Consider the following 24,706-nt stretch of genomic DNA (forward strand, 5'->3'; position numbering starts at 1 on the left):
AGAGGAGGCGGGGTCAGCGTGCGGCGTAGTCGTTGACCACGGTCATGGCCTTGTCGGAGAAGTCGAACATGGCCTGGTTCTCCCAGCCGTCACCGGAGCTCGCGTTGGTGGGGTCCCAGCCGTTGCCGGAGACCACGGTCCAGGTCGGCTCCCAGTAGAAGGCGCCCCAGCCCAGTCCGTTGGGGACGGCCTGGACCACCGACAGGACGTCGCGGAAGTTGGCCGCCTGCCCGGCCGGGGTCGCCGCGTACCCGGCGTCCAGGGTGGTGTTGGTCGCGGTCACCGAGTTGGTCTCGGAGTCGCCGTTGGCCAGGGTCCACGGGTAGGCGGTCTCGGCCACCAGGACCGGCTTGCCGAAGGTCGCGGCGAGGTCGTCCAGGGTGGTCTGCAGCTGGTCCAGCGGGCCGTGCCAGTAGTCGTAGTACGAGAGGCCGATGAGGTCGAAGGGCACGCCGTAGTTCACCGCGTTCTGGTACCAGGCCTTGTCGGTGGCGTCGGCCGCGCCGTTGGCGATGTGCAGCATGATCTTCGCCGAGGAGTCGGCGGCCTTGACGCCGCTGATGCCGGACTTGAGCAGGGCGGCGAACTGGCTCCAGTTGGAGGTGGACCCGTAGGTCCAGAGCATGCCGGCGTTGATCTCGTTGCCGGTCTGCACCATGTCCGGTGCGGTGCCCTGGGCGACCAGGTCGGCGGTGATCTGCTTGGAGTAGTTGTAGACCGCGGTCTCCAGCTGGGCCAGCGTGTACCCGGCCCAGGCCGCCGGTATCGCCTGCTTGCCGGGGTCGGTCCAGGTGTCGGAGTAGTGCAGGTCCAGCAGCAGTCCCATGCCCTTGGCCTTGACCTGCTTGGCCATGGCGAGCAGCTGGGTCTCGTTGTCGAAGCCGTCGGCCGGGTTCACCCAGACCCGGAGCCGGGCGTAGTTCATCCCCGCGTTGCCCAGGATGGTGAGCGCGTCCTGCTGGGTGCCCGAGCTGTTGTAGTAGACGCCGCCGAGGTTCTCGCCGCGCTGCAGGCTGGAGACGTCACCGCCGCGGACCGCCAGCGAGGCGTAGCCGGAGGTGAAGCTGATGTCGTCGAAGTTGGCCCAGTTCCCGGCCTTGGCGTCGGAGACCAGGTTGATGGTGCACTGGTTGTTGCTGACCGTGGTGGCGACCACGATCCGGACCCAGTTGCCGTCGGCCATGGTGGGGACGTAGGTCTTCTTGTCGGTGCCGCCGCAGTTGGTGAGCCCGACGTAGACCGAGTTCTGGCCGCCGCCGGAGCGCACCCAGGCGGTGAGCGTGTAGTTCCCGTTGGTGAGCCCGCTCAGGTACTGATAGGTGTTCACCGAGTAGGCGCTGGCGGAGTAGTGGGTGAGCCGGTAGCTGCCGCTGTGGCCGCCCGACTCGGTGTACGCGGCGGAGCCGGTGCCGTTGGCCGAGTAGGTGGTCCAGCCGGTGGGGGTGGCGGTCCCCTTGGCGTCGGTCTCAAAGCCGCCGTTGGTGACGGTGCTCGCGGCACTGGCGATGGTGGCGGGGGCTCCGACCAGCAGGGTGAACGCGAGGAGGGCGGTCACCGCGAGCGCTCTGGTGAAGCGCGGGAGCAGGTGGGACATCGACATCGTCCTCTCTGACGATGAGATGGGGTGGGGGGCACTGCGGGGAGGTGCGGGGGTGGGAACGTGCACACCGTAGTGGATGCCCTCCTGGTCCTGGCAAGGGGAAAGTTGTTGGAACCTGTTTGGATTTCGGACGTATACCGGGACAAGAGTGAACACCTGTCCCGGGTATGCGGCTCTGCTGTGTGATTCTGAGCTGTGAACGCTCACAGTCGGTACGGACGGCATTCGCGGCAGCCCCCAGCCTCTACACTTGGTCCCGCCATGCCCTATCTCGACCATGCCGCGACCACCCCGATGCTCCCCGAAGCGGTCAGCGCCATGACCGCCCACCTCGGCAGCACCGGCAACGCCTCCTCCCTGCACGCTGCCGGCCGCCGGGCCCGCCGCGTCGTCGAGGAGTCCCGCGAGACCCTTGCCCAGGCCCTCGGCGCCCGCCCCAGCGAGGTCGTCCTCACCGGTGGCGGAACCGAGTCGGACAACCTCGCCGTGAAGGGCCTCTACTGGTCCCGTCGCGACGCCGACCCGAACCGGGTCCGGATCCTCTGCAGCCCGGTCGAGCACCATGCGGTGCTGGACGCGGTGGAGTGGCTGGAGCGGCACGAGGGTGCGCGGGTCGACTGGCTGCCGGTGGACGCGCTCGGCCGGGTCCACCCGGAGGCGCTGCGCGAGGCCGTGCAGCGCGATCCGTCCGATGTCGCGGTGATCACCGTGATGTGGGCCAACAACGAGGTCGGCACCATCCAGCCGATCGCCGAACTCGCAGCCATCGCACGTGAGTTCGGCATCCCCATGCATGCCGACGCGGTCCAGGCCTTCGGCCAGGTCCCGCTGTCCTTCGCCGACTCCGGGTTGGACGCGCTCACCGTCACCGGCCACAAGATCGGCGGCCCGTACGGGGTCGGCGCGCTGCTGCTGGCCCGTTCGGCCACCCCGGTCCCGCTGCTGCACGGCGGCGGCCAGGAGCGGGACGTCCGCTCCGGCACCCTGGACGTCCCGGCCGCGGCCGGCTTCGCGGCGGCTGCGGCCATCGCCGCCGAGCGGCAGCCGCGGCACGCGCGCGAGCTGGCGCTGCTCCGCGACGAGCTGGTGCTGGCCGTGCAGAAGGCGGTCCCCGACGCGGTCCTCAACGGCGACCCCGGGCACATGGCCGCAGCGGACGGTGGCGCTGAGGGAGGTTGCGGCGCGGAGGGCGGTGTCGATGCGACCGGTCGGCTGTCGGCCAGCGCGCACTTCTCCTTCCCCGGCTGCGAGGGCGACGCCCTGCTGATGCTGCTCGACGCCCGTGGCATTGAGTGCTCCACCGGCTCCGCCTGCTCGGCCGGCGTTCCCCAGCCCAGCCATGTGCTGCTGGCCATGGGCGTCGAACCGGCCCTGGCCCGGGCCTCACTGCGGTTCTCCCTCGGCCACACCTCGACCCGGGCGGATGTGACCGCCCTGGCGGAGGCCATCGGCCCGGTGGTGGAGCGGGCCCGGATGGCCGGAGCGGCAGCGCGGCGTCCCTGATCCGGGCCGATCCGCCCTGCTGCGCGCCGATCCGTGCCGGGCCGCAACAAACCGCTGGAGCGGCCACGTACCCTGGTTCCATCATGAGTGACTTCCCCGGCGCCCCAGACGGCTCCCCCTCCGCCCCCGGAAAGCTCCGCGTCCTGGCCGCGATGTCCGGCGGCGTGGACTCCGCCGTCGCCGCCGCGCGCGCGGCCGAAGCCGGGCACGAGGTGACCGGGGTGCACCTGGCGCTCTCCAGCAACCCGCAGTCCTTTCGCACCGGCGCCCGTGGCTGCTGCACTCTGGAGGACTCGCGCGACGCCCGCCGGGCCGCCGACGTGATCGGCATCCCCTTCTACGTCTGGGACCTGGCCGAGCGTTTCCGCGAGGACGTCATCGACGACTTCGTCGCCGAGTACGCCGCCGGGCGCACCCCCAACCCCTGCCTGCGCTGCAATGAGAAGATCAAGTTCGCGGCGCTGCTGGACAAGGCCGTCGCGCTGGGGTTTGACGCCGTGGTGACCGGCCACTACGCGCAGATCGTCACGACCGAGGACGGCGTCCGCGAGCTGCACCGGGCGGTCGACCCGGGCAAGGACCAGTCGTACGTCCTCGGCGTGCTCGACGCCGAGCAGCTGGCGCACGCGATGTTCCCGCTCGGGGACACCCCCAAGGAGCTGGTCCGCGCCGAGGCCGAGCGCCGCGGCCTGGCAGTGGCCAGGAAGCCGGACAGCCACGACATCTGCTTCATCGCCGACGGCGACACCCAGGGCTTCCTGGAGCGGCGGCTCGGCACCGCCCCCGGCGAGATCGTCGACGTCGACGGCACCCGGCTGGGGGAGCACAGCGGCGCCTACGGCTTCACCATCGGCCAGCGCAAGGGCCTGAAGATCGGACACCCGGCCGCCGACGGCAAGCCCCGCTACGTCCTGGACATCTCCCCGGTCGACAACCGGGTGACGGTGGGACCGGTCGAGGCTCTGGACGTCGCCGCTCTCACCGGCATCAGGCCGCGCTGGTGCGGTACCGCGGACTTCGCCCCGGGGGCGTACACGGTCCAGCTGCGCGCCCACGGCGAGCCGGTGGCCGCCACCGCCGAGCTGGACGCGGACGGCTCCGAGCTCCGGGTCGCCCTGGCCGAGCCGCAGCGCGGGATCGCGCCGGGCCAGGCCGTGGTGCTGTACGACGGCACCCGCGTGGTGGGGTCGGCGACGATCGCCACGACCGAGCGGGCCGCGCTGGCCGGCTGATTCACCGATCTGGACCGATCTGGGGGGACTCCATGAACGTCACCGTCTTCTGCTCCGCCTACGCGCTGGACGAGCGCTACACCAAGCCCGTCCGGGAGTTCGCCCGGCTGCTCGGCGAGCACGGGCACACCCTGGTCTGGGGCGGCTCCAACGCCGGGCTGATGGGCGTCGTCGCCGACGAGGTCAGGGCGGCCGGCGGCCGACTGGTCGGCGTCAACGTCGGTCTGCTGTCCCACAAGACCTACCAGGGCGCGGACGAGATGGTCATGACCGCGGACCTGGCCGAGCGCAAGGCCGTCCTGCTGGCGCGGGCCGACGCGATCGTGGTCCTGGTCGGCGGGCTGGGGACGCTGGACGAGGTCACCGAGGTGGTGGAGCTCAAGAAGCACGGCCTGCACATCAAGCCGGTGGTACTTCTGGACACCGAGGGCTTCTACGAGGGACTACGGATCCAGCTGGCCCGGATGGAGGCGGAGGGGTTCCTGCCACGGCCGCTGGACTCTTTGGTCCGCTTCGCCTCCGACGGCGCGGGGGCGCTGGCGCTGTTGGAGCAGGCGACGCCGTAGGGCGTCTTTCGGCTGCAGACCGTAGACGGCTGGGCGCGCAGTTCCCCGCACCCCCAGGGAAGTGCAACTTACTCGCAGCGGGTCAGTTGCAGCCCCATAGGGGCGCGGGGAACTGCGCGACAAGCCAGCTACGGTCCGCAGCCGAAAATCACTGCTCGTCCTGCCCCGGGTACGGCGCGTCCGGCTGGGCGCGCGGCAGGCGGGGCAGTGGTCCGGTGTCGTCGGGGCGGCGGCGGAAACGCTGGCCCGGCAGGTGGGGGTGGGCCGCCGCTGCAGGAGTCGGCGCGTCCTCGTCGATGACCGCCGCCGCGGCGGTGCGCCGCAGCAGCAGGCCGAGGCCCTCGCGGGTGGCGACCACCACCACCCGGTCGTCGTCCGCGAGCGGCCGCTCCGGCGCCGGGTTCCAGCGCAGGTCCCGGCCGGACCGCTGCAGGCCGACCACCCGCCAGCCGCCCGGGCGGAAGGCCTCGGCGACGGTCCGTCCGGACAGCGCCTCCCGTCCGCGCACCCCCACCGTGGCGACCAGCAGCAGCTGCCGCTCCACCGGGATCGAAGCAAGCACCTGACGGCCCATCATGGCGGCCGCGAAGGCCGGCGCCGCCAGATAGGAGACGCTGCGGCTCCGGGTGCGGGCCTGTGGATAGGAGGCCCGGAGGGTGCGGTAGACGGTCCCCGCGAAGGCGTCGTCGAACAGCCGCAGCACCACCCGGAGCTCGGGCTGCTGTTCGCGGGCGTAGAGCACCGCCTCCAGGTTGACGCTGTCATTGCTGGTCAGCGCCATCAGGGTCTGACTGCGGCTGACCCTGGCGTCGCGGTAGATCTCCGGGTCGGAGATGTCTCCGATCACCACCGGCACCCCGAGTTTCCTGGCCCTGGCCACCCCGGCGGCCTCCGGGTTCCGTTCCACGGCCACCACCGGCACCCGCATCACCGCCAGCCGCTCCACCACCCGGCTGCCCACCTTGCCCAGACCGATGACCACGATGTGGTCGGCCAGGCTGCGCTTGGGCCGGTCCAGGCCGCTGACATTGCGCAGCGCCCCCAGATTCTCCAGGATCACGGCCAGCACCAACGGCATGATCAGCATCCCGGTGAACATCGAGAGCAGTTGCAGCACCTTCCGGATCGTCGACTCGCTGTCGGCGGGGTTGCCGGCGGCGGCGACGTCCATCAGCACGTCGTAGAGCGACTGTCCGATCGACCGCGGGGTGGTCAGCCAGGTCACCACGGTCAGCACCGCCACGAAGGCGCCGAGGCCCAGGGCGGCCCGGCGCAGCCGCCGCGAGATCAGCGCCCCGAGCGGGAAGCGCGGCAGGCCGCGCCGTCCCGGTTCGTCGGGCGGGTTGGAGTCGTGCCGCAGCCGTACGACGGACCGGACGGTGCCCGGGGTGGCGGCGGCGGTCTGCTCGGGGGAGGGCAGCAGCACATGCAGCGGGTTGTCGCCGGAGCTGATCAGGTCGTCGGTGCGCGGGGCGAGCAGCGCGAGCGGGACGGTGCTGTCGTCGGCGTCCTCCCCGAGGGCCTGCTCGACCACGGAGAAGGTCCCGCCGTTGATCGGGATGACCTGGTTGCGGTCGGTGACGGCCGCCGAGACCAGGGCAGGGGTGGCCGTCTCCGAGGCCGACAGCACCGCGGTCGAGCCGCCGGAGTGCTCGGCGGCCCGGTCCAGCAGGTGTTCCAGCCGCTGGCCGAGGGCGTTGCTGAAGATCCGGATCACCAGCCGCAGCCGCGGATTGAGTCCGCGGGCCAGCAGCGCCGCCTCGGTGACGGCCGGATCGTCCTCCATGGTGAGGGCGAGGGCGGTCGCCCCGGTGATCCCGGCGGCGAGCAGCGTGGTCTCGTCCGGACCGCGTCCGCTGATCACCGTGACCGCGCCGTCCTCGGTGGCCAGGGCGGCCAGTTGCGGGCCGTGGCCGACGTCCAGGTCGGGGATGATCAGGGTGACCCGTTCGCGGTAGAGGTGGATCAGATCCAGCGCCAGACGGTGCGTCAGCGCGTCACCGCCGCAGACGATCATGTGCCCGGGGCTGGGTTCGGCCGCTGTTGCCGTCTCGGTCACGAGATATCTCCGGGGGTGCCCCGGCGTTCAGGCCGGGGAGGAATCGGACTCCTGCGGAGCAGGACAGGGATAGAGGAATCGTGGTCAAGGTGTTTCGTCGTCGGCCACGGTGGTCCCGCGTCCGACCTCCAGGCGGTGCACGATCTCGGAGTTGAGGGACCTTCGCGAGGTCTTGGCTTGCCGTGCCAGCCATGCGTGGAGGTCTTGGGGAAGCCGTAGCGTGATGCGCTTTTCATCATCCATCCACCCAGGCTAGCCACTAGAGTGACATCATGACGACACCACACGGGGCGCAGGAGGCCGGGCATGCCCGGTACACCTACCGTCTGCGCGTGTCCTCGACCGCCCGTACGTCGCTGCTCGCCGAATGGGCACGCTGTCGTTGGCTGTGGAACGAATGCGTCGCCCGATCGAAGAAGGCGCACGCCGACGCGGAGCCGTGCGGCCCGGCGCGGCTGGACAAGATGTTGACCGAGGCCCGCACCGTCATGGCGTGGCTGCGCGAGGGCTCCAGCGTTCCGCAGCAGCAGCTGATCCGGGACTTCGCCAAGTCCCGCGCCAAGGCCCTGAAGGACATCAAGGACAGGCTGCCGATCAATCGCCGCGCGGGGATGCCCGGACCGAAGAAGAAGCGCGAAGCACTTCCCACCCTCAGCTACACCCGGCGCGGCTTCCGGATCAAAGACGGTCGCCTGCACCTGGCGGGCGGAACTGTCCTGACGGTTGTGTGGTCTCGCAACCTGCCCACGGACCCCACCTCCGTCCGCGTCTATCAAGACAGCGTGGGCCACTGGTACGCCTCGTTCGTCATCGCCACCGAAGTCGAGCCGCTTCTTGCCACGGGCCGTGTCATCGGCATCGACTGGGGCGTGAAGGAGACCGCTACCACCACCAGTGACGCTCATGACCTGCCGCACGCCCAGCACGGTAGGACCGCTGCCGCGAAACTCGCCCGCTATCAGCGGATGATGGCCCGCCGCAAGCCCGCGAAGGGTATCTCCGCATCGAAGGGCTACCGCGAGGCGAAGAAGCAGTCCGCTAAGCTCCATAAGAAAGTTGCCAGGCAGCGTCAGGACACCGCACGCAAGTGGGCCAAGTCTGTGGTCTGCGACCATGACGCCCTGGCTGTTGAGGACTTCAAGCCGAAGTTCCTCGCCAAGTCGACGATGGCCCGCAAAGCCGCCGATGCCGCGATCGGTGCAACGAAGGCGGCACTGATCGAGATGGGCCGCAAGCACGGGCGGGACGTGCGCCTGGTCCACCCGGCCCACACCACCATGGATTGCGCGCAGTGCGGAGCGAGAACCAAGCACGCACTTCCCCTTTCTGAACGTACCTACGCCTGCACGGCGTGCGGAGCGGTGTCCCCTAGGGACAAGAACTCTGCGCGTGTGATGCTGGTCCGGGCTGGTCTCATCCCGGCTGCCGATGATCGTGGAAGACCTGACAGTCCGTTGGACCGCCAGGCAGCGTGAGGCAGGAATCCCCCTCGTCCACGAGGGGGAGGATGTCAAGTACCGCCACGCCCCCCTAGATCCTCTCCACACCCATGGTGACGGATGGCCGGTGCCATCGGGCGTGATACGAATGAACACATGGCTATCCATCTGATCACCGGCGCGGGCTCCGGGATCGGCGCAGCTGTCGCCGCACGGCTGGCGGAGCGCGGCGACGAGCTGTGGCTGCTGGCCCGCGACGCCAACCGCGCGGCGGTGCTGCGGAAGCAGTTCCCCGGCAGCCGCACGCTGATCGGAGACCTGGCCACGCCCGACCGGCTGTCCTGGGCGCTGGGCCAGCAGGAGCAGCCGGTACGGCTGGACTCGCTGCTGCACATCGCGGGCGTGGTCGACCTGGGCGGCATCGGCGACCTGGGCACCAAGGTCTGGAACCACACCCTCGCCGTGAACCTGGTCGCTCCGGCGGAGCTGACCCGGCTGTTCCTGCCGACGCTGCGGGTCTCCAAGGGGCAGGTGGTCTTCGTCAACTCCGGATCCGGGCTCCGCGCCCACGCCGAGTGGGGGGTGTACGCGGCCTCCAAGTTCGGGCTCAAGGCCGTCGCCGACTCGCTGCGCGCCGAGGAGCACGCCAACGGCGTTCGGGTCACCACCGTCTACCCGGGCCGCACCGCGACGCCCATGCAGGAGCGGGTCCACGCCCAGGAGGGCAAAGCCTACGACGCCGCCTCCTGGATCACCCCCGAGTCGGTCGCGACCGCCGTCCTCACCGCCGTCGACCTGCCGCGCGACGCGGAGATCACCGACCTGACGGTGCGTCCGGGGCGGTAGCGGCGGCGGGCGCGCATTGTCGCGGACGCCACGCCGTCAAACACCCCGGACTCCCGTACGCTGCCCGAGTGAGCGCTGATAGTACGTTTCCGCAGTTGACCGGTCCTGGAGCGACGGGTGTCGGCTCGATGCCGGGGACGGACGCGCGGGAGGCCGCGAAGACCGTCACCGGGTCGCTGGAGGCACTGCCGCACCTGCCCGAGCTGCCCGCCCGAGGGCCCGGCGCCGACATGGTCGGTCGCAGCCTCGGGCTGCTGGTCGAGCTGTTCGCCCGGGTCGAGCCCAGCGGCTGGCGCTTCGGCGACCACCCGGGGCGGGACACCCGTCGGGCCCGCTCCTGGCTGGGCGAGGATCTGGACGCCCTGGAGGAGCACACCCAGGGCTGGACCGGCCCGCTGAAGCTCCAGGCCGTCGGCCCGTGGACGCTTGCCGCGAGCGTCGAACTGCACCGCGGTGAGAAGGCCCTGGCCGACGCGGGCGCGGTGCGCGACATCGTCGGCTCGCTGGCGGAGGGCCTGCGGCTGCATCTGGAGGACGTCCGCAAGCGCATCCCGGGCGCGCAGCTCGTCCTGCAGCTGGACGAGCCCTCGCTCCCGGCGGTGCTCGCCGGGCAGGTGCCGACCGCCAGCGGCTGGCAGCGGCTGCGTGCGGTGGACCGCCAGGTCGCCGAGGAGACGCTGCGCACCCTCGTCGGCGCGGTGGACCTGCCGGTGGTGGTGCACTGCTGCGCGCCCGGCGTGCCACTGGCCCTGCTGCGCCGGGCGGGGGCCTCGGCGGTCTCGCTGGACATGGCGTTGCTGACGGAGCGTGACGACGATGAGATCGGCGAGGCGGTCGAGGGAGGCACGCTGCTGTTCGCCGGTGTCGTGCCAAGCGTCGGACCAGGATTGTCAGACCCTGCCGATAGTGTGAGCGGTGTCAGGACGTTGTGGCGACGCCTGGGTCTCGACCCGGCGCTGCTGGCCCAACGCGTCGTGGTGACCCCCACCTGCGGTCTGGCGGGGGCCTCCCCGGCCTATGCGCGGCGCGCACTGTCACACAGCGTGATCGCCGCTCAGAGCCTGACCGACAATCCGGAGTAGTGCCGGAGCAGTCAGGGTCGCAGCAGGTACGCCACGAGGGGGGTCGTCGATGGAGGAGCACACGGTGTCGGCAGAAGAGGCCACGGCCGAGGAGCGGTCCCGGCACGCGGAGCTGTCGCAGGAGATCGAGGAGCACCGCTTCCGTTACTACCTGCAGGACGCCCCCACCGTCAGCGACGCCGAGTTCGACGTGCTGATGCGGGAGCTGGAGGCGCTGGAGGAGCGCCACCCGGAGCTGCGCACCCCCGACTCGCCGACCCAGAAGGTCGGCGGCGCCTACTCCAACGACTTCGCCTCGGTGGAGCACCTGGAGCGTCTGCTCAGCCTGGACAACGCCTTCACCGAGGAGGAGCTGGACTCCTGGGCCGACCGGGTCGAGAAGGAGCTGACCGGTCAGAGCTACCACTTCCTCTGCGAGCTGAAGATCGACGGCCTGGCCGTCAACCTCACCTACGAGAACGGCCGGCTGGTCCGGGCCGCGACCCGGGGGGACGGCCGCACCGGCGAGGACATCACCGCCAATGTCCGCACCATCGCCGAGATCCCGCACCAGCTCCGGGACGACGGCGGCCACCAGGTGCCCGAACTCGTCGAGATCCGCGGCGAGATCTACTTCCCGATCGAGGCGTTCGCCGAGCTCAACGCCGCCCGGGTGGCCGCGGGTGAGGCCCCGTACGCCAATCCCCGTAACTCCGCCTCGGGTTCACTGCGGCAGAAGGATCCCAGGATCACCGCCTCCCGGCCGCTGCACATGATCGTGCACGGCATCGGGGCGCGTCGGGGCTTCGACATCGACTGCCAGTCGCACGCCTACGACCTGCTCCGCGCCTGGGGCCTGCCGACGGCCAGGCACAACGCCGTGGTGGGCTCGCTCGCGGAGGTCAAGGAGTTCATCGCCCGCTACGGCGAGCAGCGGCACTCGGTCGAGCACGAGATCGACGGCGTCGTGGTCAAGGTGGACGAGATCCCGCTGCAGGGTCGCCTGGGCGCGACCTCGCGCGCGCCGCGCTGGGCCATCGCCTGGAAGTACCCGCCGGAGGAGGTCAACACCAAGCTCCTCGACATCCGGGTGAATGTCGGCCGTACCGGCCGCTGCACCCCCTATGCCGTGATGGAGCCGGTCCAGGTCGCGGGCTCGGTGGTCGAGTACGCGACCCTGCACAACCAGGACGTGGTCAAGGCCAAGGGCGTGCTCATCGGCGACACCGTGGTGCTGCGCAAGGCCGGGGAGATCATCCCCGAGGTGCTCGGTCCGGTGGTGGAGCTGCGGGACGGCAGCGAGCGGGAGTTCGTCATGCCGGCCAACTGTCCGGACTGCGGCAGCGAGTTGCGGCCGATGGCCGAGGGCGACATCGACCTGCGCTGCCCCAACGCCCGGACCTGCCCGGCCCAGCTGCGCGAGCGGGTCTTCTACCTGGCCGGGCGCAAGTGCCTGGACGTCGAGGCGTTGGGCTATGTCGCCGCGACCGCGCTCACCCAGCCGCTGGAGCCGTCCGAACCACCGCTGCTGAACGAGGGCGACCTGTTCGACCTGACGATCGAGCAGTTGCTGCCCATCAAGGCCGTCGTCCGCGACCAGGACACCGGCCTGCCCAAACGGGACCCCAAGACGGGCGAGGAGAAGGTGGTCACCTTCTTCGCCAATCTGAAGGGCGAGCCCAAGAAGACCGCGACCGCGCTGCTGGAGAATCTGGAAGCCGCCAAGCAGCGTCCGCTGGCCCGCATCCTGGCCGGCCTGTCGATCCGTCATGTCGGCCCGGTCGCCGCCCAGGCGCTGGCCCGGGAGTTCCGTGACCTGGACCGGATCGCCGCGGCCAGCGAGGAGGAGCTGGCCGCCACCGAGGGCGTCGGGCCGACCATCGCCGCCGCCATCACGCAGTGGTTCGCCGAGGACTGGCACCGGGAGATCATCGAGAAGTGGCGCGCCGCCGGCGTCCGTTTCGTGGAGGAGGGCGGCGGGGAGGACGAGGGTCCGCGTCCGCTGGAGGGGCTGACCGTCGTGGTCACCGGCACCCTCGCCTCGCACACCCGCGACGGCGCCAAGGACGCACTGCAGCAGCTCGGAGCCAAGGTCACCGGCTCGGTCTCGAAGAAGACCGACTTCGTGGTCGTCGGCGACAACCCGGGGTCGAAGTTCGACAAGGCGATGCAGTTGAAGCTGGCCGTCCTGGACGACGACGGCTTCGCCGTACTCCTCGCCGAGGGGCCGGAGGCGGCGCGTGAGCGTGCACTCCCGGTAGCGGGTGACGAACCGTCCGAGGCTGACTAATGCCTCGTCAAGTTACTTAACGCAAAGGCATTTCGGTCAGGCGGTGCATATCGCGGAGCCGACCGGCCGGTAACGACACCAGTCGGTCACGGCCTGTCCAATTCCCCTGCCCCTCCATGAGTCCCGGCTTTACCCTTGAACACAACCCGCTCCCTCAGCGGGCGAACGGGGAATCCAGAGGAACATCTATGGAGCGCACGTCGAGGTTCGGCCGCGCCGGGCTTCTGGTCAGACTTGCGGTTTTGGTCGGAACGCTGGCGGTGGGTGCGGCGCCGTTGCTGCCACTGGCGCTGATCACCTCTCATCACGCACCGCAACTCCTTCCGTTGTTCGCGGTCCCGCTGGCGGTGCTCTACGCGGCCTGGCGGATCGCCAGCGAGCGCGCGCACGACCTGGCCACCGATCCGCTGACCGGTCTCGCCAACCGCGACGCCCTGCTGCGCGCCGCCCGCGAGGCCATCGCCCGTGCGGACGGCGAGCGCAAGCCGACCCTGGTGCTGCTCGACCTGGACCGGTTCCGGTCGCTCAACGACACCCTCGGCCACGCCGCGGGGGACCGGCTGCTGGTGCAGGTGGGCGAGCTGTTGCGCTGCTCCGTCCCGGCCGACGGCCTGGTCGCCAGGCTCAGCGGGGACGAGTTCGCGGTGCTGCTGCCCGACGGCGGCGACGACCCGCTGCGCTCCGCGCGCGAGCTGGTCACGGCCCTCGCTGTGCCGGTGCATCTGGACGGGCTCCAGCTCGTCCTGGAGTCCAGCGCGGGCGTGGCGGTCATGCCGGACGACGCCGACGACGCCGAATCCCTGCTCCGTCGCGCCGATGTGGCGATGGCGCACGCCCAGCGCAGCCGCAGCGGGGTCGAGCGCTACCACCCCGAGCAGGACGCCGACACGCCCCAGCGGCTCGGTCTGCTCGGCGACCTGCGCCGGGCGCTGGACACCCGCGACGTGCACATCCACTACCAGCCCAAGGTCGCCTTCGACGGGCATGTGGTCGGTCTGGAGGCCCTGGTCCGCTGGGACCGGGACGGGCACGGCCCGGTCAGCCCGGACGAGTTCGTCGGCCTCGCCGAGTCCAGCGGGCTGATGCCGAAGCTCACCGACTACGTCCTGGAGGCGGCGGTCACCCAGCTGGCCGCCTGGCGCGCCGAGGGGATGACCGTCCAGGTCGCCGTCAATGTCTCGCCGCGGGACGTCCTGCGGCCGGGCTTCGCCCAGTCCATCGCGGACCGGCTGGCCCGGCACGGGGTCCCGGCCGGGGCCCTGCAGCTGGAGATCACCGAGCGGCTGCTGCTGGAGGACGGGCAGCTGGCCGCCGACACCCTGGAGGAACTGCGCGGCCACGGGGTCGGCATGTCCCTGGACGACTTCGGCACCGGGTACTCCTCGCTGGTGCGGCTGCGGAAGCTGCCCGTCGGTGAGCTGAAGATCGACCGGTCCTTCGTCAGCAGGATGGTGGCGGACCACCACGACGCGGCCGTGGTTCGCTGCTCGGTGCAGCTGGCGCACTCGCTCGGGCTGACCGTGGTCGCCGAGGGCGTCGAGGACGACGAGACCTGGGAGCGGCTGCACGCGATGGGGTGCGACGCGGTCCAGGGCTGGCTGGTCTCCGCGGCCCTCCCTGCGGACCAGGCGACAGCTTGGCTCCGCATCCGCAACGCGGCATCGCCGCAGCCCGTCGAACCCACCTGAGCCAGGCACGACCTCAGGGGCGCGAGGAACTGCGCTGCCAACCATGCACCTCGGTAAGGGGCTGGTCGCGCAGTTCCCCGCGCCCCCAAACAAATACGGCGGTGCGGCGGCATCGCAGGGCTCCGTAGGATGGGGCCCTGCCCCGCTGTCAATAGACTGGGGCCCGGAAAACCTGATCCCACCCCGAAGGGGACTGCTGCATGCCTGGCATTACGCGCGAGGAGGTCGCCCACCTCGCCCGGCTGTCGCGGCTGGAGCTCAAGGCCGAAGAGCTGGACCACTTCGCCGAGCAGCTCAACGACATCGTCGACGCGGTCGCCCGCGTCAGCGAGATCGCCGCCGAAGACGTACCGCCGACCTCGCACCCGCTGCCGCTGACCAATGTCATGCGCCCGGATGTGGTCCGCCCGTCCCTCACGCCCGCCGAGGCACTCGCCGGTGCGCCCGCCGCGGAGGAGCAGCGCTTCCGCGTGCCGCAGATCCTCGGGGAGGACTGATCAACCCATGACCGACCTGATCCACGCTTCTGAAATCATTCGCAGGACCGCAGCCGAGACCGCCGCGGCCATCGCCGCAGGCGAGGTCTCCGCCGTCGAGGTGGCCCAGGCGCACCTGGACCGCATCGGCGCCGTCGACGAGAAGGTGCACGCCTTCCTGCACGTGGACACCGAGGGCGCGCTCAGCGCCGCCCGCGCCGTGGACGCCAAGCGCGCCGCCGGCGAGGAGCTGGGCCCGCTGGCCGGCGTCCCGCTCGCACTCAAGGACGTGTTCACCACCAAGGGCGTCCCCACCACCGCCGGGTCGAAGATCCTCGAGGGCTGGGTGCCGCCGTACGACGCGACGCTGACCCGCCGCCTCAAGGACGCCGGGGTGGTGATCCTCGGCAAGACCAACATGGACGAGTTCGCCATGGGGTCCTCCACCGAGAACAGCGCCTACGGCCCCACCGGCAACCCCTGGGACCTCTCCCGGATCCCCGGCGGTTCCGGCGGCGGTTCCGCCGCCGCGCTGGCGGCGTACGAGGCCCCGCTCGCCATCGGCACCGACACCGGCGGCTCGATCCGCCAGCCCGGCGCTGTCACCGGCACCGTCGGCGTCAAGCCGACCTACGGCACGGTCTCCCGCTACGGCCTGATCGCCTTCTCCTCCTCGCTGGACCAGGGCGGCCCCTGCGCCCGTACCGTGTTGGACGCGGCCCTGCTGCACGAGGCCATCGCCGGGCACGACCCGCTGGACTCCACCTCGATCGACGCCCCGGTGCTGCCGCTGGTGGAGGCCGCGCGCCACGGTGCGACCGGCGACCTCAGCGGCGTCCGGGTCGGGGTCGTCAAGGAGTTCGGCGGCGAGGGCTACCAGGCCGGGGTGATGCAGCGGTTCCACGAGTCGGTGGAGATCCTGCGCGGCCTGGGCGCGACCGTGGTCGAGCTCTCCTGCCCGTCCTTCAGCTACGCGCTGCCCGCGTACTACCTGATCGCGCCGTCCGAGGCCAGCTCCAACCTGGCCCGCTTCGACGCCATGCGGTACGGGCTGCGGGTCGGCGACGACGGCACCCGTTCGGCCGAGGAGGTCACCGCGCTGACCCGCGAGGCCGGTTTCGGCCCCGAGGTGAAGCGCCGGATCATCCTGGGCACCTACGCCCTCTCCTCCGGCTACTACGACGCCTACTACGGCTCGGCCCAGAAGGTGCGGACGCTGATCACCCAGGACTTCGCCCGTTCCTTCGCCGACGTGGACGTGCTGGTCTCGCCGACCACGCCGACCACGGCCTTCCCGATCGGCGAGCGCGCCGACGACCCGATGGCGATGTACCTGGCGGACCTGTGCACCATTCCGTCGAACCTGGCCGGCAACTCGGCCATGTCGGTGCCCTGCGGACTCGCGCCGGAGGACAATCTCCCGGTCGGCCTGCAGATCATCGCTCCCGCCATGGCCGACGACCGGCTGTACCGCGTCGGCGCGGCGGTCGAGGCGGCACTCAACAACCAGTGGGGACACCCCCTGCTCGAGGAGGCACCGGCGCTGTGAGCAAGTCTGCGAGCAAGACCATCGAGAAGCCGGACAGCACGACCACCACCAGCACTGCGAGCAGGGCCAAGCAGCTCAAAGGCTTCAAGCACACCAAGCCCGGCATCCTGCTCGGCATCGGCGGCGGCGCCTTCGGCGCCATCGGCATCGTCAAGGACATCCGCAAGGCTCGCGAGGAGGGCGACACCCTCAAGCTGGTCAACGCCGGCGTCGCCGCCCTGGCCCTGGTCACCGGCACCCTGCTGCTGGTCCGCGAGCTGCGCAGGCTCGGCGACGACGACATCCTGCTCGGCTGAGCATCCATGAACACATGTGACGAAGAGGGGACGCATCAGTGAGCGTCATCGACCTGGTGCCCTACGACGAGGCGCTGGCGGCGTACGACCCGGTGATGGGCCTTGAGGTCCACGTCGAGCTGGGCACCGCCACCAAGATGTTCTGCGGCTGCTCCACCGAGCTGGGCGCCGAGCCCAACTCGCAGGTCTGCCCCACCTGCCTGGGCCTGCCCGGGTCGCTGCCCGTGGTGAACGCGGTCGGCGTGGAGTCGGCCGTCAAGATCGGCCTCGCGCTGAACTGCGAGATCGCCGAGTGGTGCCGCTTCGCCCGGAAGAACTACTTCTACCCGGACATGCCGAAGAACTTCCAGACCTCGCAGTACGACGAGCCGATCGCCTTCAACGGCTACCTGGACGTCACGCTGGAGGACGGCGAGGTCTTCCGGGTGCAGATCGAGCGCGCCCACATGGAGGAGGACACCGGCAAGTCCTCCCACATCGGCGGTGCCACCGGCCGCATCCACGGCGCCTCGCACTCGCTGCTGGACTACAACCGGGCCGGCATCCCGCTGATCGAGATCGTCACCAAGCCGATCGAGGGCGCGGGCAGCCGCGCACCCGAGGTCGCCAAGGCGTATGTGGCCGAGCTGCGCGAGGTGATCAGGGCGCTGGGCGTGTCCGAGGCCCGGATGGACAAGGGCCAGATGCGCTGCGACGTCAACCTGTCGCTGCGGCCGCACGGGCGCGAGGAGTTCGGCACCCGCTCGGAGACCAAGAACGTCAACTCGCTCCGCAGTGTGGAGCGGGCCGCTCGCTTCGAGATCCAGCGGCACGCCGCCGTGCTGGGCGGCGGCGGCAGCATCGTCCAGGAGACCCGCCACTTCCACGAGGAGGACGGCAGCACCACCGCCGGGCGGATCAAGGACAACGCCGAGGACTACCGCTACTTCCCCGAGCCCGACCTGGTGCCGGTCGCCCCGTCGCGCGAGTGGGTCGAGGAGCTGCGCGCCGCGCTGCCCGAGATGCCCCGGGTGCGTCGGGAGCGGCTGCAGGGCGAGTGGGGCATCTCCGACCTGGAGATGCAGTCGGTGCTCAACGCCGGTGCGATCGAGCCGATCCTGGAGACCATCGCCGCCGGCGCCCCGGCCGACCAGGCCCGCAAGTGGTGGATGGGCGAGCTGGCCCGTCGCGCCAATGAGTCGGGCACCGAGATCGGCGCTCTGCCGATCACCCCGGCGCAGGTCGCCCGGGTGGGCGAGCTGGTCGCGGCGGGTTCGCTGAACGACAAGCTGGCCCGCCAGGTCATCGAGGCGGTGCTGGACGGCGAGGGCGGGCCGGACGAGGTCGTCGCCAAGCGCGGCCTGGCCGTCGTCTCCGACGACTCGGCGCTGGGCGCGGCCGTGGACGAGGCCATCGCGGCCAACCCCGATGTCGCCGCCAAGATCCGCGACGGCAAGGTCGCCGCGGCCGGAGCGCTGGTCGGTGCGGTCATGAAGGCCACCCGCGGTCAGGCCGACGCGGCCAGGGTCAAGGAGCTCATCCTGGAACGCCTTGTCTGAGCATGTCTAAGGCTCTAAGGCCCTGATGCAGCCCTCTGAGGCCGTCCCACCCCTCCGGGTAGGACGGCCTCAGCGCTGTCTAAGGCCCCGCTGAGCTGGAAGATCGGGCAGGCTCCCGATGCCCGGCACCCCCCTGGGAGAGGAATCTTGAGGTCAGCAGGAAACAGCGACAGACCTCACCAGGGGAGCAGCACATGTCCAGCAGCGACTTCTACCTCGAGTCCTTCAAGATCCGCGAGTCCGAGCTGCGCCGCGCGGCCGAGCAGCACCGCCTGGTGGTCGAGGCCGAGAGGGGCGCCGCCGAGGCCGCGGCGGAGAGTGACGGGGACCAGGACCGGAGGGGAGGGAGATCGCAGTTCCGCTTCCGGGGCGTCCGCCGCTCGCGGCGGGCCTCAGCCCCCAGTGCCTGCTGAGTGACGCCCCGGATTGTCGGAGGCGTGTGCGATGCTCACTGATGTGGAGCGCATATCGGTAAGCCCCGTGTTCGTCGGCCGTTCCGCCGAGATGGCGGAGCTCTCGGCGGCGCTGAAGCGGGCGGGGGAGGGGCAGCCGCAGGCGCTGCTCATCGCGGGGGACGCCGGGGTCGGCAAGACCCGGTTGCTGGAGGAGTTCGTCTGTGCGGCTACGGCGCGGGGGGCCGTAGCCGCCGTCGGCGGTTGTGTGGAGATCGGTGCGGACGGCCTGCCGTACGCACCGATCGCCGCCGCCCTGCGCGCGCTCCACCATGAGCTGGGCGTCGAGATGGAGCAGGCGGCGGCGGGCAGCGCGGGCCGGCTGGCGCAGCTGCTGCCCGAGCTGGGCCACGCCGTGCCCGAGGCCCACGACGAGTTCGGTAGGGCCCGGCTGTTCGAGCACACTGCCCAGCTGTTCGAGCGGCTGACGGCGGACCGCACCATCGTGCTGGCCCTGGAGGACCTGCACTGGTCCGACCGCTCCACCCGGGAGCTGCTGGTCTACCTGCTGCGCTCGCTGCGCGCCTCGCGGCTGGTCATCGTCGCCACCTACCGCAGCGACGATCTGCACCGCCGCCATCCGCTGCGCCCCTTCCTGGCCGAGCTGGAGCGGCTGCGCACGGTCCAACGGCTGGAGCTGCCGCGGCTGGGCCGCAGCGAGGTCGCCGACCAGCTGCTCGGCATCATGGCGGACGCCCCGGACGCAGCACTGGTGTCCAAGATCTTTCTCCGTTCCGAGGGCATCCCCTTCTTTGTGGAGGAGCTGGCCGCGAGCTACCAGGGCGGCTGCTCCACCGGCCTGACCGAGTCGCTGCGCGATCTGCTGCTGGTCCGGGTCGAGGCGCTGCCGGAGGCGGTGCAGTCCATCCTGCGCACCCTCGCGCTGGGCGGCTCGGCGGTGGAGTACGGGCTGCTCCAGGCGGTGCTGCCCCTGTCCGAGGACGAGCTGATCGGCGCGCTGCGCACCGCGGTGGACGCCAACATCCTGCGCCCCACCATGAACGGCGACGGCTACCGTTTCCGGCACGCCCTGGTCCGTGAGGCCGTCGCCGACGATCTGCTGCCCGGCGAGGGCGGCCGGATCACCCGGCGCTACGCGACCATCCTCAGCGAGCAGCCGCAACTGGTGCCGGCCGTGGAGCGGACCACCAGGCTGGCGAACTACTGGTACAGCGCCAGCGATCCGGCCCGCGCCCTGCCTGCCGCCCTGGACGCCAGTCGCGAGGCCCGGCGGCGCAACGCCTTCTCCGAGCAGCTGCAGATGCTGGAGCGCGCCCTGGAGTTGTGGGACCGCGTCCCGGAGGACGTCCTCGCCGACCTGCGTCCCGCCGACTACGCCGAGTCCTACCCGGCCTGCAGTTGCGACGAGGATCCCAACGGCGAATGCTGCGAGCGCCTGCGCTATGTGGACGTCATCGCCGAGGCAGCCGTCGCGGCCCGGCTCTGCGGGGAGCGCGAACGCTGCCTCAACCTCTGCAAGCTGGCGCTGCGTCATATCGACGAGACCACCGACCCGTCCCGGGCCGCCTGGTTCTGGGGCCAGCGCTCCCGGGTCCAGTTCCTCAGCGACGCCGAAGACAGCGGCCGTGCCGATCTGGCCAAGGCCCGCACGCTGGTCGAGAACGGGCCGCCGAGCGCGGTGCAGGCGGAGGTCTTGGCCCGGTTCGCCGCCTGTGACATGGTCGACTGGCCCGAGGCCGAGGACATCGCCCTGGCCGAGCGCGCCATCGGGATCGCCCGGAAGATCGGGGACGAGCGGGTGGAACTGCACGCCCGGATCACCCTGGGTACGCTCCAGGTGATCCTGGGCAGTGAGGCCGAGGGCCTGGCCGAGCTTCGCCATGTGCTGAGCCGCGCCGTCGCCCTGCACGAACCGGACCTGATGTCCCGCACCTACATCAACCTCTCGGACGCCTACGAGGGGCTCGGCCGCTCGGAGCAGGCCGCGGCGACGGCTCGCGAGGGCTGCGAGATGGCCAGGGCCAACGGTCTGCTGGGGGCGTCGGGTCCGGTGCTCCGCGGCAACTGGGCCGAGCCGCTGATCTCGCTCGGACGGCTGGACCAGGCCCTGGAACTGCTCGAAGGCGCCTCCGCCGAGACGGACACCCGGACCGAGAGCACCTTCCTCAACCGGCTCCGCGGCCTGATCGCCCTGCTGCGCGACGACCTGCCGGCGGCGACCACCCATCTGCTGAACGCCAAGGCCGACCCGTCCGCCGTCCGCGCGCAGAGCTGGCTCCCGGTGTCCGAGCTGGCCATCCGGCTGGCCGCCGCCGAGGGGCGCTTCGAAGCGGTCAGGTCCGAGCTGCTGGCCGCCGTCGGCGAGGGCTTCCCCTCCGGGAAGTCCCGCTATGTCTGGCCGCTGCTGCTGCACGCCACCGCCTCCGAGGCCGACTCGCGGGGGCTCCCGGCCCTGGACGCCGGCCGGCCCGCAGCGCTGGAGCAGGTGCGCGCGGCGGCCTCGCGGCTGCTGCGCGGCTGGCCGCTGGCGGACGGGTTCGCGCTGCTGCTGGATGCCGAACTCGCCCGCGCCGAGGGCGACTTCCAGACCGAGCCGTATCTGCGCGCGGCCGCGGTGCTGGAGCCGCTCGGTCTCCCCTATCCGCTGGACCTGGCGCTGCTGCGGGCCGCCGAGGCCGAGGCCCTGCAGGGGCGGCGGCCCGAGGCGACCGCCCTGCTGCGCCGGGCCGAGGAGCAGGCCGCCCGGCACGGCGACGTACGGCTGCAGGCGGCGGCGCAGCGCCTCGCCGAGCGGGCCGGACTGCACGCGGCCGGGCCGGCCCCGGGGGAGCCGGAGTCCTCCGCGGAGCTGCCCGCCTTCCATCTGACGCCGCGTGAACTCGCGGTGCTGCGGCTGGTGGCGCTGGGGCGGTCCAACCGTCGGATCGCGGAGGAGCTGTACATCTCGCCGAAGACGGCGAGCGTCCATGTCTCCAACATCCTGGCCAAGCTGGAGGTGACCGGCCGCGGTGAGGCCGCCGCCATGGCGCACCGGCTCCATCTGGTCCCGGTCGGCGCCTGAGCAGCCCCTTCGTACCGGTGCACGCGGAAAATCAGGCGGCTCTGTCGGCGCCGTGTGCGATGCTCGGCCCCGTGGAGCGGATATCGGTAAGCCCCCGGTTCATCGGTCGGAGCTCGGAACTCGCGGCGCTGGACGCCGCGCTGCGCCGGGCCGAGGACGGGATGCCGCAGGCCGTCCTGATCGGCGGTGAGGCGGGGGTCGGCAAGACCCGGCTGCTGGAGGAGTTCCAGCGGGCGGCGCTGGCCGGCGGTGCGGTGGTCTCCGTCGGCGGCTGCCTGGAGATGGGCGCCGAGGGCCTGCCGTACGCGCCGTTCGCCACCATGCTGCGCCGGCTGCACCGGGAGCTCGGCAAGGAGCTGGTCCGCGCCGCCGAGGGCTATGAGAGCAGCCTGGCCCGGCTGCTCCCGGACTTCGGTGAGGCCCCGCCCGAGGCCCATGACGCCTTCGCCCGCGCCCGTCTGTTCGAGCACACCGCGCGGCTCTTCGAACGGCTGACGGAGGACCGCACCCTGGTCCTGGCCGTCGAGGACCTGCACTGGTCCGACCGCTCCACCCGGGAGCTGCTGGCCTATCTGGTGCGCACCCTGCAGGGGGCCAGGGTCGTCCTGCTCGCCACCTACCGCAGCGACGACCTGCACCGCCGCCACCCGGTCCGGCCCTACCTGGCCGAGCTGGAGCGGCTGCGCACCGTCCAGCGGTTCGAACTGCCCAGGCTGGCCCGGGCCGAGGTGGCCCGTCAGCTGGCCGGCATCCTGCACCCCCGGGTCCCCGGTGACGACCTGGTCCAGTGGGTCTACGAGCGCTCCGAGGGCAACCCCTTCTTCGTGGAGGAGCTCGCCGTCTCCGAACAGCAGGGCGCGGGCCGCGGCCTCACCGACTCGCTGCGCGACCTGCTGCTGGTGCGGGTCGAGGCTATGCCGGAGGAGAGCCAGGGCATCCTGCGGATCCTGGCCGAGGGCGGCTCGGCGGTCGAGCACCGGCTGCTCGCCGCGGTCGCCGGACACCCCGAGGACGAGCTCACCGAGGTGCTGCGCACCGCCGTGGGCGCCAACATCATCCAGCCCAGCGCCGACCTGGACGGCTACTGCTACCGCCACGCCCTGGTCCGCGAGGCGGTCTCGGACGACCTGATGCCGGGGGAGCGCAGTCGGATCAACCGCCGCTACGCCGGTGTCCTGGCCGAGCACCCGGAGCTGGTCGCCGCGGACCAGCGCGCCGCCCGGCTCGCCGACTACTGGTACCACGCCCGCGACGCGGCGCTGGCCCTGCCCGCCGCCTTGGAGGCGGGGCTGCAGGCCCGCCGCCGCAATGCCTTCGCCGAGCAGCTCAGAATGCTGGTACGGGCCCTGGACCTGTGGGACGACGTACCGGAGCAGGTCCTCGTCGGCCTGCGAGGTGTCGAGCCGACCGACGCGACCTATCCCGTCTGCACCTGCCCGCCCGGCGCCGAGCACGACTGCGGCCGGCTGCGGATGACCGATGTGCTCGCCCAGGCCGCCGTCGCGGCCATGTACAGCGGCGAGCACGACCGCGGCCTGCGCTTCATCAAGAAGGCCCTGCGGATCGTGGACGAGACCGAGGACCCGCAGCGTGCCGCCTGGTTCCTGATGCAGCGCGGACGCGCCGTCCGCTACCGCTCCGGCGGGACCGCGCGCGAGGACATCGACCGCGCCCTGCACCTGGTCGGCGACGGGCCGCCGACCGCCGTGCTCGCGGACGTGCTCAACCGGCTGGCCACCGAGGGGACTCTGGACGACGCCCGCCAGGAGGACCTGGAGATGGCCCGGCGCGCCGCCGAGGTGGCCCGGACCGTCGGCGCCCGCAGCACCGAGCTGCACGCCCGTCTGACCCTCGGCAGCCTGTACCGGATCTTCGACGACCACGAGCAGGCGGAAGCCGCCGTCGCCGGCCTGATCGAGGAGGCCGCGGCCACCGGTGACATCGAGCTCCGGTCCAGGGTCTACATCAACCTCTCGCACCACTACGAGGCCGAGGGACGGTCCGCCCGATCGGTCGAGGCCGCACGGGCCGGTCTGGCCCTGATCCGGATGAACGGGATGGCGGCCTACAGCGGCACCATCATGCTGGGCAACCTCGCCGAGTCCCTGCTGTCCCTGGGGCAGCTGGACGAGGCCGGGAAGCTGCTGGCCGAGGAGCCCTTCGGCTCCGGCCGGGAGGCGCACCGCGACTTCCTGGAACGGTTGCGCGGCGATCTGGCACTGATGTGCGGGGACACCGCGCACGCCACCGCACAACTGGAGGCCGCCCGGGCCCTGGGGGCCGACTGGCAGCCGCAGAAGTACGTGCCGGCGGCGCTGCTGGCTGTTCGGATCGCCTGCCAGGAGGGCCGGTTCGGCGACGCCAGGGCCGAGCTGCTCGCCGTGCTGGACCAGGGTCTGGACCGGGGCTACGAGCGGCACGCCTGGCCCTTGCTGTTCCACGCCGCCGCGGCCGAGGCCGACGGTTACGAACTGCCTGGCTCGGCCGAGGACCGGCCCGCGACGCTGCGGCGGATCCGTGCCGCCGCCACCGGGCTGAGCACGGTCAATCCGCTCTCGGCCGCGTGGGCGCCGCTGCTGGAGGCCGAACTCGCCCGCGCCGAACGGAACGACGGCGCGGCGCTGTGGCTCGCCGCGGCGGAGGCGGTCGCCGGGCTCGAATCGCCGGGCCCGCGCGCCCTGGCGCTCCACCGCGCGGCGGAGCGGCTGGCCGCCGAGGGGGAGCGCGGCCCGGCGGCCGCTGCCGCCGCCGAGGCGCTGGACCTGGCCGAACGCCAGGGGGAGCAGGGACTGCGGCAGTCCGTACTGCTGCTGGTGCAGCGGGCCGGGCTCCGCACCGAACAGCCGTCGGCGTCGGACCGCACCGAATCCGGCGCCGCCGCCTTCCATCTGACGCCGCGTGAGCTGGGGGTGCTGCGGTTGGTGGCGCTGGGGCGGACCAACCGTCAGATCGCGGAGGAGCTGTACATCTCGCCGAAGACGGCGAGCGTCCATGTCTCCAACATCCTGGCCAAGCTGGAGGTGACCGGCCGCGGCGAAGCCGCCGCCCTGGCCCACCGGCTCCATCTGGGAGGGTGCTGAAGGCGCCCC

The 24,706-nt window shown here is 71.6% G+C and carries 17 protein-coding genes and 1 pseudogene; 15 read left to right on the forward strand and 3 right to left on the reverse strand.

Annotation, left to right across the window (positions count from 1 at the left end; translation table 11 throughout):
• Window positions 1–13 precede the first annotated feature (13 nt).
• Entirely contained in the window at window positions 14–1,594 is a 1,581-nt protein-coding gene (locus ABH941_RS20860; protein ID WP_370130929.1) for a glycosyl hydrolase 53 family protein, read from the reverse strand.
• A 267-nt stretch (window positions 1,595–1,861) separates the two neighbouring features.
• On the opposite strand from ABH941_RS20860, the gene ABH941_RS20865 reads away from it, so the two are divergent.
• The 3 genes from ABH941_RS20865 (at window position 1,862) to ABH941_RS20875 (ending at window position 4,901) form a co-directional block, all read left to right on the forward strand.
• A complete protein-coding gene (locus tag ABH941_RS20865) occupies window positions 1,862–3,103 on the forward strand; it encodes a cysteine desulfurase family protein (RefSeq protein WP_370130930.1) in 1,242 nt (413 codons plus the stop codon).
• 83 nt (window positions 3,104–3,186) lie between these two features.
• Window positions 3,187–4,335, forward strand: coding sequence for a tRNA 2-thiouridine(34) synthase MnmA (mnmA, locus tag ABH941_RS20870; RefSeq protein ID WP_370130931.1), 1,149 nt, complete (start codon window positions 3,187–3,189; stop codon window positions 4,333–4,335).
• A gap of 32 nt (window positions 4,336–4,367) precedes the next feature.
• On the forward strand, window positions 4,368–4,901 hold the full coding sequence (locus ABH941_RS20875) for a TIGR00730 family Rossman fold protein (RefSeq protein ID WP_370130932.1): 534 nt from the start codon (window positions 4,368–4,370) through the stop codon (window positions 4,899–4,901).
• Between the two features lie 148 nt (window positions 4,902–5,049).
• Here ABH941_RS20875 and ABH941_RS20880 read toward each other — a convergent pair whose 3' ends face one another.
• Entirely contained in the window at window positions 5,050–6,960 is a 1,911-nt protein-coding gene (locus tag ABH941_RS20880; protein ID WP_370130933.1) for an NAD-binding protein, read from the reverse strand.
• Window positions 6,961–7,044: 84 nt separating this feature from the next.
• Window positions 7,045–7,203 (reverse strand): Arc family DNA-binding protein, encoded by a 159-nt coding sequence (locus ABH941_RS20885; RefSeq protein WP_370130934.1) that lies wholly within the window; start codon window positions 7,201–7,203, stop codon window positions 7,045–7,047.
• 29 nt (window positions 7,204–7,232) lie between these two features.
• Between ABH941_RS20885 and ABH941_RS20890 the strand changes: the two genes are divergently transcribed.
• The 12 genes and pseudogenes from ABH941_RS20890 (at window position 7,233) to ABH941_RS20945 (ending at window position 24,697) form a co-directional block, all read left to right on the forward strand.
• A complete protein-coding gene (locus ABH941_RS20890) occupies window positions 7,233–8,435 on the forward strand; it encodes an RNA-guided endonuclease InsQ/TnpB family protein (protein WP_370130935.1) in 1,203 nt (400 codons plus the stop codon).
• Between the two features lie 120 nt (window positions 8,436–8,555).
• A complete protein-coding gene (locus tag ABH941_RS20895; protein ID WP_370130936.1) occupies window positions 8,556–9,245 on the forward strand; it encodes an SDR family oxidoreductase in 690 nt (229 codons plus the stop codon).
• A gap of 68 nt (window positions 9,246–9,313) precedes the next feature.
• Window positions 9,314–10,327 carry a methionine synthase gene (locus tag ABH941_RS20900; RefSeq protein WP_370130937.1) on the forward strand — a complete coding sequence of 338 codons (1,014 nt, stop codon included), beginning with the start codon at window positions 9,314–9,316 and terminating at the stop codon, window positions 10,325–10,327.
• Between the two features lie 49 nt (window positions 10,328–10,376).
• Window positions 10,377–12,596: an NAD-dependent DNA ligase LigA gene (ligA, locus tag ABH941_RS20905; RefSeq protein ID WP_370130938.1), complete on the forward strand. Its 2,220-nt coding sequence runs from the start codon at window positions 10,377–10,379 to the stop codon at window positions 12,594–12,596.
• 203 nt (window positions 12,597–12,799) lie between these two features.
• Window positions 12,800–14,284 (forward strand): annotated as a pseudogene (locus ABH941_RS20910) (putative bifunctional diguanylate cyclase/phosphodiesterase); the annotation flags it as partial.
• A gap of 200 nt (window positions 14,285–14,484) precedes the next feature.
• The gene (gatC, locus tag ABH941_RS20915) at window positions 14,485–14,781 is read left to right on the forward strand and encodes an Asp-tRNA(Asn)/Glu-tRNA(Gln) amidotransferase subunit GatC (protein WP_030262330.1); all 297 of its coding nucleotides are present in this window, start codon (window positions 14,485–14,487) and stop codon (window positions 14,779–14,781) included.
• Between the two features lie 7 nt (window positions 14,782–14,788).
• Entirely contained in the window at window positions 14,789–16,309 is a 1,521-nt protein-coding gene (gene gatA, locus ABH941_RS20920; protein WP_370130939.1) for an Asp-tRNA(Asn)/Glu-tRNA(Gln) amidotransferase subunit GatA, read from the forward strand.
• 20 nt (window positions 16,310–16,329) lie between these two features.
• Window positions 16,330–16,605: a hypothetical protein gene (locus ABH941_RS20925; protein ID WP_370131030.1), complete on the forward strand. Its 276-nt coding sequence runs from the start codon at window positions 16,330–16,332 to the stop codon at window positions 16,603–16,605.
• Between the two features lie 38 nt (window positions 16,606–16,643).
• The gene (gene gatB / locus ABH941_RS20930) at window positions 16,644–18,143 is read left to right on the forward strand and encodes an Asp-tRNA(Asn)/Glu-tRNA(Gln) amidotransferase subunit GatB (protein ID WP_370130940.1); all 1,500 of its coding nucleotides are present in this window, start codon (window positions 16,644–16,646) and stop codon (window positions 18,141–18,143) included.
• Window positions 18,144–18,337: 194 nt separating this feature from the next.
• Window positions 18,338–18,556 (forward strand): hypothetical protein, encoded by a 219-nt coding sequence (locus ABH941_RS20935; RefSeq protein WP_370130941.1) that lies wholly within the window; start codon window positions 18,338–18,340, stop codon window positions 18,554–18,556.
• 31 nt (window positions 18,557–18,587) lie between these two features.
• Window positions 18,588–21,617 carry a helix-turn-helix transcriptional regulator gene (locus tag ABH941_RS20940; protein ID WP_370130942.1) on the forward strand — a complete coding sequence of 1,010 codons (3,030 nt, stop codon included), beginning with the start codon at window positions 18,588–18,590 and terminating at the stop codon, window positions 21,615–21,617.
• A 71-nt stretch (window positions 21,618–21,688) separates the two neighbouring features.
• A complete protein-coding gene (locus ABH941_RS20945) occupies window positions 21,689–24,697 on the forward strand; it encodes an AAA family ATPase (protein ID WP_370130943.1) in 3,009 nt (1,002 codons plus the stop codon).
• Window positions 24,698–24,706 lie beyond the last annotated feature (9 nt).

The sequence above is a fragment of the Streptacidiphilus sp. EB103A genome (genome assembly GCF_041261405.1).
Classification (GTDB): Bacteria; Actinomycetota; Actinomycetes; order Streptomycetales; family Streptomycetaceae; genus Streptacidiphilus.